Raw genomic sequence first — 13,028 nt, 5'->3', positions numbered from 1 at the left:
ACTCTAGACGTCGCCATTTCTTTGACCAATCCCGGCAATGTTGTAGGATGCTGCACCTTTTTATCAGGACAATCTCACAGCGAGGAACCCTATGTCCAACCCACAACCGATAATGGCTGGCAAACGTGGCCTTGTAATGGGTGTTGCCAATGACCGCTCTATTGCCTGGGGGATCGCCAAAGCGGTTGCCGACCAAGGCGCGGAACTGGCATTCACCTATCAAGGCGATGCTCTGAAAAAACGTGTTGAGCCTCTGGCTGCTTCAGTCAACTCCGACATTCTGCTCCAGTGTGATGTGACCGACGACGCCAGCGTCAAGGCAACTTTCCAAGCAATCGAGGAAAAATGGGGCAAACTCGACTTCCTCGTTCATGCCATTGCCTATGCTGACAAGGAAGAGCTAAAAGGCAAGTATCTCAACACCAGCCGCAAGAACTTCCTGCAGAGCCTGGATATCTCCTGCTATTCCTTTACCTCTATTGCTCAGCATGCAGCACCTTTGATGACGGATGGTGGCAGCCTTGTCACCCTCACCTATTACGGTGCCGAACAGGTTATGCCGCATTACAACGTAATGGGAGTTGCCAAAGCCGCACTGGAAGCATCTGTGCGCTATCTCGCTGCTGACCTTGGTCCGGATAACATCCGGGTCAATGCGATCTCTGCCGGACCGATCAAAACACTTGCCGCTTCAGGTATTGGTGACTTCCGCCACATCCTGAAATGGAACGAGTACAACTCTCCGCTGCAACGCAACGTCAGCATCGAGCAGGTTGGCGGCGCAGGCCTCTATCTGCTTTCAGATCTGGCAGGTGGTGTTACCGGCGAAGTTCATCATGTCGATTCCGGCTATCATGTTGTTGGCATGATGAACGTTGACAAAGCCAAGGACCTGTCCGAACTGCTGGCAAACTTTAACCCGCAGGGCTAATTGACCTCTGCTCATATGGCAGGCCTGAAAAGGCACGAACAAACAGGGGGAGCGCGGCAGGGCTGCTGCTCCCCCTGAGTTCAAAATAGAGATAAAAAACAAAACCCGAACCCCGAGAGAGTATCATGGCCGGTAATTCCTTTGGCGAGATCTTCCGTTTCACGACCTGGGGCGAAAGCCATGGTCCGTCTATCGGCTGTGTCGTTGATGGTACACCACCGTTGATCGACCTGTCAGAAGCCGATATCCAGGGTTATCTCAACGCTAGGAAACCCGGGCAGAACCGCTTCACCACCCAGCGACAGGAAGCTGACCTTGTCAAAATCGTCTCCGGGGTCTTTGAAGGCAAAACCACAGGAACGCCCATTGGTCTGATTATTGAAAACACCGACCAGCGCTCCAAGGACTATGGGGATATCGCCAAAAAATTCCGTCCCGGTCATGCCGATTATACCTATTGGGAAAAATACGGTATCCGGGATTATCGCGGTGGCGGACGATCTTCTGCACGCGAAACCGCCATGCGGGTTGCCGCTGGCGCAATCGCGCGCAAGGTTCTTGATACCCAGATCGAAGGCGGCGTGCAAATCCGTGGGGCGCTGGTCCAGATGGGCCCGCACAAGATTGATCGCAGCCGATGGGACTGGGACGAAATTAACAAGAACCCTTTCTGGTGCCCGGACCCGGTCGCGGCAAAAGAATGGGAAACCTACCTTGATTCTGCCCGCAAGGCTGGCTCATCCCTTGGGGCTGTTATCGAGGTGGTCGCCAGTAATGTTCCTGTCGGACTGGGGGATCCGGTCTACGACAAGCTTGATTCTGATCTGGCCAAGGCCATGATGTCGATCAATGCCGTCAAGGGTGTCGAAATCGGCGACGGCTTTGATACTGCGGCCTATAGCGGTGAGGAAAATGCCGACGAGATCCGGATGAAAGACAGCAAACCCCACTTCACCAGCAACCACGCTGGTGGCATACTCGGTGGTATTTCCACAGGGCAGGACGTGGTCGTCCGCTTCGCCATCAAGCCAACCAGTTCGATTTTACAGACCCGCAAGACAATCACCAGTGATGGTGATGAAACCGAAATTTTCACCAAGGGACGTCACGATCCCTGTGTCGGCATCCGGGGGGTTCCTGTGGGAGAGGCCATGATGGCCCTGACCCTCGCCGATCACTGGCTGCGCCACAAGGCACAGTGCCGCTGAGCCTGTTACCCATTTGAACTGCAATAGCTATTCTTTTCTCGCCAGCAGCTTAAAGCTGTCTTAAGACAGCTGGCTCTATGATCCTGTAAGCAACTCAGGATCTATTCATGCAGAAAACCAATATTGCCGCCACGGCTGCGTCCCGGCACAGCAACCAGCAAGCTCATCTGGTTCGAGTTCTCTTTGTCCTCACGCTTTGTCTCAGCGCCTTTTTGCTGTTTCTTATCCAGCCCCAGTTTACCAAGCTTGTCCTGCCGCTGCTTGGGGGTGCTCCGGCAATCTGGAACACGGCAATGGTCTTCTTTCAGGCCCTGTTGCTCGCGGGTTATATCTACGCCCATTTTCTTTCCGAGACATTCTCGCTGAAACGTCAGATCCTTATTCACCTGGCGATTATGCTCATAGCCGCAGCGGCTTTGCCAATTGCAATCTCGCAGTATTTCACCTCTCCCTCGGAAGACTGGCCAATTGTCTGGCTGCTCGGATTGTTTATGGTCTCGATTGGCGCGCCGTTTTTTATTATCTCGGCCAATGCTCCCCTGCTGCAAAACTGGTTCAGGTCTTCCGGTGATCCCTCTGCCGCAGACCCCTATTTTCTCTACGCTGCCAGCAACATCGGCAGCATGGCTGCCCTCTTCGCTTACCCCCTGTTTATCGAAATCCGGTTCGGCCTCTCGTCCCAGGGCATTCTCTGGTCGGGAGGTTTTGCCCTGCTGTTTGGCCTTATCCTGATCTGTGGACTGTTGCTAAGGCGACGCCCGGTATCACTCACTTCAGATGAGCCTGAAAGCACCGATCTTTTGCCGTCGGCCAAACCAACAACGACAAATTATCTGTCCTGGATATTACTCGGACTGATCCCCTCTGCCCTGCTCCTGAGTGTCACCAACAAAATCACCACAGACCTGATTGCCATGCCCCTGCTCTGGGTAATCCCGCTGGCGCTCTATCTTCTGACCTTTGTAATTGCCTTTGCCCGAAGACCATGGATTTCCAACAAAGCCATCAATCTTCTGGCCCCCTACTTTCTGCTGGCCGCAGCGATCTACAATATCATCGCGCTTTCTGTTCAGACGATCCTGTTTTTTCTGGCCGGAAACCTTGTCTGCTTTTTCATCATTGCCCTTTACTGCCACAGTCAACTTGTTACCCGGCGCCCCGATGCCAGATACCTGACCCGCTTCTATATCGCCATGTCCCTGGGCGGGGTCCTTGGTGGCATTCTTGTCGGCATCCTTGCTCCGCTCCTCTTTTCCGATATCTATGAATATGCCCTGCTTTTGATTGTTGCAGCTTTGCTTATGCCTCAATCCGATAGCCCAAAGATGATCATCTTCAACAAATTACTTGGGAAAAAAGCCGAAACGCTGGTTGCAGATATTGGGCTTCCTGTTCTTGTTCTTGTTTTCCTCGGCCTGGTCAACCTTGTCAAAACCCGGATCGACTTTGGTCTTGAGCTGATTACCTTTGGTCTTTTCACCCTGATTATCATTCTTTTGGTCGAAGGTATCGGTCGGCCCATCCGCTTTACTTTAGGGATCGTCTTTTGCCTGTTTTACAGTGGACAGCTGGGTCTGCAGGGCGATCAACGCATCTTTCATGAACGCAGTTTTTTCGGCGTCTATTCGGTTATGGAAAAATTATCAGATGACAATTCCGGGGAATTTGTCCGCCTTGCCAAACACGGAACCACTGTTCATGGAATCCAAATTACCAACTCGCTTGAACCTTTGAGTTATTATCACCGCAATTCTGGTGTCGGTCGTTTGTTTGAGTCCTATGAAAAAGAGAACTTGCAACCGCAAAAGGTTGCCGCGATAGGTCTCGGAGCAGGCACGGTGCTTTGTTATGGCCAGGAACATCAGCAGTGGACTTTTTTTGAAATTGATCCTCTGGTTGAACGCCTTGCCCGCGACACCAGTATCTTCACTTATCTGGAAAACTGCCCTGCCCGCGCCGGGGTTGTCATTGGCGACGGACGTCTTTCTCTTCAAAATATCCCGGACAGTTCCTATGATCTTCTGATCGCCGATGCCTTTTCATCCGATGCCATTCCGCTTCATCTCCTGACCAAAGAGGCCTTTGAGATTTACGGAAACAAGGTCGGCTCCGGCGGCATTATTCTGCTCCACATTTCCAACCGCTTTTTCGATCTGGAGTCCGCAGTTGCCACGACGGCACAGATCACCGGACTGCACAGCAGAATCTATCGCTACGTTCCAACTGCAGAGCAGGCGAAGGACAAGCCATACCATTTCCTCTCGTCATGGGTGGCCCTGTCAAAAGACAGGAGCAAACTGGATCGGCTCATTCCTCTGGAAAGTTCTGGATCAGGCGAAAAGACACCCAACATCTGGAGGGAACTTGCAAGCGATCCGGACACAAAAATCTGGAGTGATGACTACTCCAACATCCTCTCGGCGTTGAAATAACCGTCTCTTTACAAGCTCACAGCTTGAAACACTCTACAGCGGGCAACAAAGAAATTTCATGCTCCGGGTTGGTCATATTGGGCCAGATCCAGTTGTGGTGTTTTTTGATCTCAATCGCCGAAAGATGTTCACGGTCGCGGGTCGTGTGCCCGTCTTGCATGACCAGCGTTTTATAACCCCGGCTCGCCGCTGCCCTGATCGAGGTATCGATACAGAATTCTGTCGCATAGCCGCCGATTATCAGGGTATCGGCCCCCAGAGATTGCAAGACCTCATCAAGCTCAGTATGGCGAAAAGCATCACAGGATGCCTTTTCTACAACTGCTTCCCCTGCAAGCGGAGCAACATCATCAAAAAAATTCCATCCCTCAGTATTGCGTTCAAATGAAGTACCCGCTTCGCCATGCTGGACAAAAACAACAGGAATCCCTTCATTTCGCGCGCTCTCCAGGGCCCTACGCAATACATCGCGGGTTTCCGCCAACGCATGCGCCGCCGGATCAAAGGAAATCCCTTTTTGAAAATCGATAACAAGCAGTGCCTTCATAATCCCTCCGGAAGGTTAACAGCAGCGAATCAGATCCAGCCCTGTAACTCTTGCAATGTTATGTCGTGAATAACCTTCATTCCCCCCTCATCCGCATTCAAGCAGGGAATAAAAGCAAAGTTCGCCCCACCATTCTCAAGAAATGCTTCGCGCACACCAATGTCGATTTCTTCCAGAGTTTCGACACAGTCAACCGAAAAGCCCGGTGTCAGAATCACCAGATTTTTCACCCCGTTCCTGGCCATTTCCTCCACTGTCGGCTGGGTATAGGGCTTAAGCCATTCCTTGGGTCCGAAGAGCGACTGGAAACAGAGCTTCAGCTTTTCATCCGGCCAGCCGAGTTTTTCCCGCAGCAATCTGGTGGTCTTGGCACAGTGGCAATAATAGGGATCGCCTTTTTCATGGTACTCGATCGGCAGTCCATGAAATGACGCGATCGTCACATCCGGCTTCCAGTCGAGTTTGGCCAACCCTTGCTCAACAGAGTTTGCCAGCGCGTCAATATAGACCGGATGGTCATGGTAAGTGGGAACACAACGCACCGCGGGCTGCCAGCGCATGGTCTTCAGGGCATCAAAACACTTGTCATAGGCGGTCGCTGTAGTGGTAGCCGAATATTGCGGATAGAGGGCAAACAGCAAGATACGATCGCAGCCCTGTTTCTGCAGCGCTTCAATCCGTCCCTTTACCGCCGGATTTCCATATCTCCAGCCCCAGTCGACAACGACATTCGGGCGATTTTCCGCCAGCATCACCTGAAGCTGTTCCGCCTGGTCACGAGTAATAGTCCGGAGAGGAGATTCATCTTTATCCCGGTTCCAGATTTCCGCATAAGCCTTGCCACTTTTGCCTGGTCTTGTTGTCAGAATGATCCCCTGCAGGATAATCTGCCACAGCCATTTCGGCGCCTCGATCACGCGCTGGTCACTCAGGAACTCTCCCAGATATCGGCGCATAGACCAGTAGTCCGTCCCATCCGGTGTCCCAAGGTTCATCAGGAGAACCCCCACCTTGGAAGCAGGAATTTCAGGATGATCAACAGGACAACATTTTTCAGGTTGTGCAGTAGGCATAAGGTCCTCTGAAGGGCTGGAGGCAAGACATCATTCTTGCAGGGAAATATAGGCGGACAGCACCGTCATGCAAAGTCCCCAGTTCCCAGTTTCCCTCCTCCGCGCTACAATGTCTCATGCAAGCCATTCTCTATCGTTGGGAACTTATACCCTCCAGAGAGGCCGATTTCATTACGGCCTGGAGAGAAACCACACTTGCCTTGCGAAAAAATGCAGGTGCATTTGGCTCCCGGTTGCACAGATGTGACGACGGCAGTTATCTGGCTTATGCCCTGTGGGAAACCCTGGAGCTGAGATCGAAAGCCTTTGCCGCTGGCGATCTGCCCCGGCACCCTGTCCTGCAGATGCAAGAAGCCATCCAGGAACGTTTTCCCGAACAGACACTGAAGATAACAGACGATCTGCTCCTGCCGCTTGCCGAAGAAGATCCTGATATTTTCGCCGTACTTTACAGCTGGCAAATCAATCCTTCCCTGATCCAGCCGTTCAAGGAAATCTGGCATCGTGTCACACTGGAGCTACGTTCCCGTTATCGATTCCAGGGGTCACGGCTGCATCTGGGCAGCGACGGAAGCTGGGTAGCCTATGCGATCTGGCCCAGTCAGGAGATGCGCGATCATGCCTTTTCTCACCCCGTGGTTACGGAGGAAGAAAAGGCCGTGATGCGCAGCTGCCTTACCCGTGAGCAGCAGGAAACCAGGATGCGGTTGATCGAAGATCTGTTGCTCCCCTTGCCTGACCATGAAGCCAGAGCTACCCTTTAGGAGCCTGCTACAGTATCCAGATCAACAGAATTATCGTCTGCAGAATCATCATCTGTGTCATATTCTGCTTCAAAGCGAGCCACCAGCTCGACATGCTCGCTCCAGATAAACTGGTCAACCGGTGTCACTTCCTGAAGGCTATAGCCGCCCTCTACCAGAATGCGGGCATCCCGGGCAAAGGTACTCGGGCTACAGGATACATAGACAATGGTCTTGATGTCCGATTTTGCCAGTTCGTAACACTGCTCCCTTGCACCGGTGCGAGGCGGGTCAATTACCACACAGTCTCCGCCCTCCAGCTCTTCCTCGGTGATCGGATCTTTATCAAGATCGCGACAATCGCTGGTAATCCGGTGAGCCGTTTCATTGCGTCTGGCTGAGGTCGTCAAGGCCATCACCGCCCGTTCATCACCTTCCACCGCATGGACCTGGGCGCGTTTTGACAAAGGAAAGGTAAAGGTTCCGCAGCCGGAAAAAAGATCTGCAACGGTTTCAAAAGTGTCCGGCAGATACCCCATGACCAGATCAGTCAGAACCTGCTGTCCCTCGGTACTTGGCTGTAAGAATGCTCCTTCTGGCGGAAGAACCGGAATATCGCCAAAAACCTGTATCGGCTTGTCCCGTATCGCAACAGGTTCTGGTTCTTCTCCCGGCCGGTTCCAGGCAAAGCGTGCAACTGCATTTTTCCCGGCAAAGTCCGTGATGGCTTCACGCCCTTCAAGCGTCAGTTTTGCTGTGCTGACAACCAGAATATCCAGACCTGCGGGTGAAGAAATCGCCGTGATATCGGCTTTTTCCTGTTCTGGCACCAGCAGAACCACCAGAAGCTCGCGCAGAGGTGCAATCATCCCGGCCAGACTGCTGTTCAGAAGTTTACAATCGGTGACATCCACAACCCGGTGGCTTTCCCGCTCGTGAAATCCCAGGGAGACTTTCTTTCCCCGGGCAAGAGCAGAAAAAACAGCTCGGCGCCGCGTGCCTGCCTCGACCTGGACCATTTCGGCAACTTCACCGCCACTAAACCCTTTACGGGTCAGGGCCTGAACAACAATATCCCGTTTCCAGCGACGATAAAATTCCGGTGCGACGTGCTGAACGTTACAGCCACCACAAACACCATAATGCTGGCAAGGTGCATCGACATGACTGTCGCCCGCTTCCAGCAATTCAAGGATCTCTGCCTTAAAGCCGCCAGACCTTTCGCCGACCAGTTTTACCCGCAAACGATCCCCCGGCATGGTGCCGGGCACATAAACAGGGCGACCTTCATGTTCAGCAACACCATCTCCTCGTGCGCCAAGACTGTCTATCACCAGCTCAAGCTGTTTACCGCCACCCGGGCGCGCTTTGCGTCGCATCTTCCTGACTACCTTCTTATGAATTTATGTCACCCGGTTTGCGGATGAATTTGCGCCAATCTAGCAGCTTTTTTACACACCGCAATCACAAGCAGCCACCCTGTACCACATCCCTGCCCTGCAAAATGACAAGACTTCGGACGTTTTGAGTTTCATTCTCGTCTTGCTTCCCCATATATCTGGACAAAGTTGCCAACCTGCACTTGCAATAGAGCAAGGGTGTCATACTCTGCCTCTATTAAGGTTTTTCCATATTAACATCCGGATTTCTGCTCATGTCATTCCTGCGCTTTCTGTTCAAGGGCATTGTCGGTATCTTTGCCGCACTTGGTCTTCTTGTTCTTCTCCTCGGGCTGCTGATCGGGACATTTCTCAATAATGCTGACGACCTTACCCGACGGGCAGCAAAGCAGGACCTGCCTGCAGAAATAATCCTGACCATTGATCTTTCCGAGGGCATCTGGGAAGGCCCGGGGCAGACGTCTTTCCTCAGCAGTTCGCTGCAACCTGGACTGCCCCTGCACGACGCGATAGACGCACTCTACCGGGCTCAGGGCGACGACCGGGTCAAGGGCTTGCTTATTCGTGCCGGACAGGGCTCTCTGGGCCTTGCACAGGCACAAGAGCTGAGACGGGCAGTGCGCGACTTTACAAAATCAGGCAAATGGTCTGCTTCTTTTGCCGAAACTTATGGCGAAGCCGGGCACGGCACCTTGCATTACTATCTTGCCAGTGCAGCTGAAAACATCTGGATCCAGCCCTCGGGAGATCTAGACATTTCCGGCTTCAGCATGGAGATGCCCTATTTGCGGCCTGTGCTGGATGAAATTGGGGTTCAGCCACAATTCAGCCAGCGCCACGAATTCAAAGGCGTGATGAATACCTTTACTGATAAGGCCATGCCGGAACCCGTCCGCAAAAATACAAAAGCAGCCCTTGATTCCATCCTGGAGCAAATTGCAAACGAGATCTCCATCAGCCGTGAAAAACCGGGCGAGATTATAGCCTTTATGAATCAGGCCCCTTTCAGCGCCCTGCAGGCCCTTGATAATGACCTGGTCGATCGGGTTGGCTATTGGGATGAACTTCTGGCGGAAGCACAGGTGGAAGATCGCGAATTTGTGCATCTGAGCGACTACACCTTCGCCAGCCAGCCAACAGTGCCTGAAAATGCGCCTCGTATTGCCGTGATATACGGTCAGGGCGAAATCCATCTGGGTGACAGCCAGGGTGATCCCTTTTTTGGCGGCGGGATGTCAATGGGTTCAGACACCATTGCCGAAGCTCTTTCTGATGCAATCGACGATGATACCATCAAGGCCATTCTTCTTCGTATTGACAGCCCCGGCGGTTCCTACGTCGCTTCGGATGTTATGTGGCGGGAAGTCAAGCGAGCCAAAGAACTTGGCAAACCGGTGATTGTGTCCATGGGAGAAGTCGCGGCCTCTGGCGGATATTTTATTTCTGCGCCTGCTGACCGGATATTTGCCAATCCCGTCACCATCACAGGGTCAATCGGGGTTGCCGGCGGGAAAATGGTACTCACAGGATTGTGGGATAAAATTGGCGTCAAATGGGATGGCGTGAAAGCCGGAGAGAATGCCGACCTTTACAGTGCCAACAAACCTTTTGACAGCGAAGGCTGGACACATTTGCACGACTCACTCGATCGGGTCTACGAAGACTTCACTCTCAAGGTAAGTGAAGGCCGGGGCATGAGCCAGCCAGCAGTACACACTGTTGCCAAAGGCCAGATCTGGTCTGGAGCCCAGGCCAGGAAAAACGGTCTTGTGGATGACCTTGGGGGGTTCCGCGAAGCCCTGCAGGCCACGCGTGAAATGGCGGCAATCGACGCGGGAACGCAGCACGAACTTGTTATTCTGCCAACTCCCAAAGATCCGCTGGAGGAACTTCTTGAGGGGCTATTGGGCAGCTCAATGATCCTGAGTGATCCTGCAGTCATAAATTCTGTGAAAGAAGTTGTTCGGGTCGCTTCTCCCCTCCTGCAGGAATTTGAACAAACAACCCGGGATCGCAGGGCTTCGGTTCTTCATTCCGGCCTTGCCCCTCTGGGTCACCAGTAACCCAGGCCCGCAGCAATCAAAACACAGCCTGCCATATTTTTATAATTGGCAGGCTGTGTTCAGCTTCATAGATAAGTGTTATTTTTTGGGTTTCTCACTAGGCCGTTTTGGCTTTGCCCAAGAGCAATTCTGAACGTTCAACCAGACGGTCTACCGGGAAATTGACCGTTACTGTCGTCCCCTTTCCCAGTTCACTTTCTATCGACAAACGTCCTTTGTTTCGTTCCGTAATCGACTTGACAATGCTCAGACCCAGCCCGCTGCGTTCTTCATTCCCATCGGATGTTTTCCAGAAGGGATCCGTCACGAGAGGCAGGTCATCTTTGGCGATTCCAACCCCCGTATCTGCCACCCGGATCGTCAAGCCGTGGTGTGCATCATAAAGTGTCGAGATTTCAACCTGCCCGCCACGCGGGGTAAAGTGGATAGCATTACTCAAGAGATTGACGACGATCTGTTTGAAACCTTGCGCGTTGGTGCGAAGGTAGGGAATATTNGACTGTAGCGAATACTCAAGCTCAACGGCCCCGTCTCCAGCCCGGAGTTCCAGCGCCCTGACACAGCTTCGGATCTCGTCCTCAACATCGAGTTCTTCATCCTGCATTCCTGCTTCACTCGACTCAAGCCGCGAGATCTGCTGTATGTCGGAAACCATCATCATCAGACTAGAGCCAGCCTCGAAAATATACCCCAGATATTCGGAACGTCTCGCTTGGTCGACCTTGTAATCGTCTTCCTTCATCAGAATCTCGGCAAACCCGATGATCGCGTTGAGCGGGGTTCGAAGTTCATGGCTCATATTCGCCAGGAATGACGTTTTGGCCCGGTTGGCAATTTCAGCAATTTCCTTGGCTTTGACCAGATCCTTTTCATGCTGCTCGATTGTGATCAGCATGTTGTTATAAGCTTCGACGGTCTGCCCCAGCTCATCTTCGGAACGCCACTTGACCAATACAGGTTTTTTCTGGGTCGCCATTTCATCAATGGAGTGGGACAACATGGCAAGCGGACGACCAATAATACGATTGATCGCCAAAGCAGCTCCGCCACCCAGCGTCAGCAAAATGCACAGGAAGATCACCCCGTCGAGAAGTACCCTCGTCGCAACCTTGTCATAAGCCTGAACCGTGGTGTAACCCACCTCCAGATGACCGAGTATTTCTTCATCCTCAAAGGCAACATAGGTCAGAGGCACCCGGATAAAACTGATGTCTTCCTTTGCGACGGACAGCTCATCATTTTCGTCCAGCGGATGAAATTCTCCTGCGCCTTCGGGAAGAACTATCCTGACCCGGACAAGATCCGGATCCCGGATCAACGTGTCGAGAACCAGTAAAACTGTGCTCTCGTCATAATCCCAGAGAGAACGGGAAAGCGGGACTGCGACCTTGTTAGCCAGGTCAAGTGCCCGCTGGGAGATCCGCTCTTCTTCCTGTTGCAGAAACCTGACTTCAAAGAACAGGAAAGGGACCAGTCCGGTCACGAGGACTGATAAAATACAGATAGTCAACAGCTTGGTGCGGACAGATTTAAAGGCCATTAAAGTTCGAAAACCTATCTGTTAATTTCAATCCGGCTTCATCAAGTGACCGTTCTTCCCACAAGCCTTCTGCAACAAACAAAGCAGTCCGGTATCACAACTCCATTCCCGGTGATCATCGTACAGGCCATAAGTAAAACCAACTCGACAGCAGGATATCAGCCCACTCCCTGGAAAGTATCAGGATCTGGCGTCCCTGCCTCTTTCCTTCAGCCGTTTTGTGTATTTATATCACGGATTACACGATAGCGCTGGAGAGGTTAACAGGTCATAAACAAAAGCAGGTAATCCGCTCTATCTGTTGTGTTTCTGGAACATTTATACAACGCGTATGCAGTCTCGTGCCTAAATAAATTTCCGGGCGCCAATCAGAAATTCGATGTTTCCTTCTGGTCCCTTGATCGGGCTTTCTGTGATCCCGAGAACGGCCCAGTCCGTTTCCTCATTCAGCCAGCTTTCGATCCGGTCACAGACCTCCTGATGGAGCTCTGGTTCACGAACCACGCCCCCCTTACCAACGCGTCCCTTGCCAACCTCAAACTGGGGTTTGATCAGGGCCACCATCAAGGCACCGGGTGATGCCAGAGCCATTGCAGCTGGCAAGACCGTTTCCAGACCGATAAAGCTGGCATCGCAGACAATAAGATCAATTGCTTCCGGTATTTGCTCCGCGTCCAGATGACGGGCATTGGTGCGCTCCATCACCACAACCCGCTCGTCCTTGCGGATTTTCCAGGCCAACTGACCATGCCCCACATCAACCGCATAAACCTTGGCCGCGCCTCCGGTCAGGAGAACATCGGTGAAACCTCCGGTAGAAGCCCCCACATCCATACAGACTTTACCGGTTGGATCTATGGCAAAGGTGGCAAGGCCTTTTTCCAGCTTCAAACCCCCGCGACTGACCCAGGGATGATCTTCTCCCTTGAGGGTCAACTCCGCATCTTCAGGCAACGTCTGCCCGGGCTTGTCAATTCTTCGGGTATCGGAATACACCTGACCAGCCATGATTCTGGCCTGCGCACGGGACCGGCTTTCCACCAGTCCCCGGTCGACCAAAAGCTGATCCACGCGTATTTTTCCGATTTTTG

The 13,028-nt window shown here is 52.6% G+C and carries 10 protein-coding genes; 5 read left to right on the top strand and 5 right to left on the bottom strand.

Translation table 11 applies throughout. The features are described from left to right. Nucleotides 1-91: 91 nt before the first annotated feature. From fabI to B152_RS0111890, 3 genes are all read left to right on the top strand, one after another. Nucleotides 92-931 carry an enoyl-ACP reductase FabI gene (gene fabI, locus B152_RS0111905; RefSeq protein WP_026261510.1) on the top strand — a complete coding sequence of 280 codons (840 nt, stop codon included), beginning with the start codon at nucleotides 92-94 and terminating at the stop codon, nucleotides 929-931. Between the two features lie 125 nt (nucleotides 932-1,056). After that, a complete protein-coding gene (gene aroC / locus B152_RS0111895; protein WP_020592651.1) occupies nucleotides 1,057-2,139 on the top strand; it encodes a chorismate synthase in 1,083 nt (360 codons plus the stop codon). Nucleotides 2,140-2,246: 107 nt separating this feature from the next. Beyond that, a complete protein-coding gene (locus tag B152_RS0111890; RefSeq protein ID WP_020592650.1) occupies nucleotides 2,247-4,571 on the top strand; it encodes a spermidine synthase in 2,325 nt (774 codons plus the stop codon). Nucleotides 4,572-4,587: 16 nt separating this feature from the next. On the opposite strand, the gene B152_RS0111885 is transcribed toward B152_RS0111890, so the two are convergent. Then, nucleotides 4,588-5,118 (bottom strand): cysteine hydrolase family protein, encoded by a 531-nt coding sequence (locus tag B152_RS0111885; RefSeq protein WP_020592649.1) that lies wholly within the window; start codon nucleotides 5,116-5,118, stop codon nucleotides 4,588-4,590. A 29-nt stretch (nucleotides 5,119-5,147) separates the two neighbouring features. Next, nucleotides 5,148-6,191 (bottom strand): ferrochelatase, encoded by a 1,044-nt coding sequence (gene hemH / locus B152_RS0111880; RefSeq protein ID WP_020592648.1) that lies wholly within the window; start codon nucleotides 6,189-6,191, stop codon nucleotides 5,148-5,150. A gap of 116 nt (nucleotides 6,192-6,307) precedes the next feature. On the opposite strand from hemH, the gene B152_RS25365 reads away from it, so the two are divergent. After that, the gene (locus B152_RS25365; RefSeq protein ID WP_020592647.1) at nucleotides 6,308-6,955 is read left to right on the top strand and encodes a hypothetical protein; all 648 of its coding nucleotides are present in this window, start codon (nucleotides 6,308-6,310) and stop codon (nucleotides 6,953-6,955) included. On the opposite strand, the gene rlmD is transcribed toward B152_RS25365, so the two are convergent. After that, entirely contained in the window at nucleotides 6,952-8,313 is a 1,362-nt protein-coding gene (gene rlmD, locus B152_RS23495) for a 23S rRNA (uracil(1939)-C(5))-methyltransferase RlmD (RefSeq protein ID WP_020592646.1), read from the bottom strand. The genes B152_RS25365 and rlmD overlap by 4 nt on opposite strands. A gap of 275 nt (nucleotides 8,314-8,588) precedes the next feature. Here rlmD and sppA point away from each other — a divergent pair, with 275 nt between their 5' ends. Continuing rightward, complete coding sequence (gene sppA, locus B152_RS23490; RefSeq protein ID WP_020592645.1) at nucleotides 8,589-10,397, top strand: signal peptide peptidase SppA; 1,809 nt, start codon at nucleotides 8,589-8,591, stop codon at nucleotides 10,395-10,397. 97 nt (nucleotides 10,398-10,494) lie between these two features. On the opposite strand, the gene B152_RS26625 is transcribed toward sppA, so the two are convergent. Both B152_RS26625 and B152_RS0111855 read right to left on the bottom strand, forming a co-directional pair. Further along, the gene (locus B152_RS26625) at nucleotides 10,495-11,292 is read right to left on the bottom strand and encodes a sensor histidine kinase (protein ID WP_425402028.1); all 798 of its coding nucleotides are present in this window, start codon (nucleotides 11,290-11,292) and stop codon (nucleotides 10,495-10,497) included. A gap of 990 nt (nucleotides 11,293-12,282) precedes the next feature. Next, on the bottom strand, nucleotides 12,283-13,023 hold the full coding sequence (locus B152_RS0111855) for a TlyA family RNA methyltransferase (protein WP_026261509.1): 741 nt from the start codon (nucleotides 13,021-13,023) through the stop codon (nucleotides 12,283-12,285). Nucleotides 13,024-13,028: the final 5 nt, after the last annotated feature.

Source organism: Kiloniella laminariae DSM 19542 (assembly GCF_000374005.1).
GTDB lineage: Bacteria > Pseudomonadota > Alphaproteobacteria > Kiloniellales > Kiloniellaceae > Kiloniella > Kiloniella laminariae.
This window is presented reverse-complemented; position numbering and strand designations above follow the sequence as displayed.

Excerpts from the sequence above, each read along its gene's own strand:
- B152_RS0111885 (WP_020592649.1), bottom strand. The coding sequence starts at position 5,118 with ATGAAGGCACTGCTTGTTATCGATTTTCAAAAAGGGATTTCCTTTGAT.
- sppA (WP_020592645.1), top strand. The coding sequence starts at position 8,589 with ATGTCATTCCTGCGCTTTCTGTTCAAGGGCATTGTCGGTATCTTTGCC.
- aroC (WP_020592651.1), top strand. The coding sequence starts at position 1,057 with ATGGCCGGTAATTCCTTTGGCGAGATCTTCCGTTTCACGACCTGGGGC.
- B152_RS25365 (WP_020592647.1), top strand. The coding sequence starts at position 6,308 with ATGCAAGCCATTCTCTATCGTTGGGAACTTATACCCTCCAGAGAGGCC.
- hemH (WP_020592648.1), bottom strand. The coding sequence starts at position 6,191 with ATGCCTACTGCACAACCTGAAAAATGTTGTCCTGTTGATCATCCTGAA.
- fabI (WP_026261510.1), top strand. The coding sequence starts at position 92 with ATGTCCAACCCACAACCGATAATGGCTGGCAAACGTGGCCTTGTAATG.
- rlmD (WP_020592646.1), bottom strand. The coding sequence starts at position 8,313 with ATGCGACGCAAAGCGCGCCCGGGTGGCGGTAAACAGCTTGAGCTGGTG.
- B152_RS0111890 (WP_020592650.1), top strand. The coding sequence starts at position 2,247 with ATGCAGAAAACCAATATTGCCGCCACGGCTGCGTCCCGGCACAGCAAC.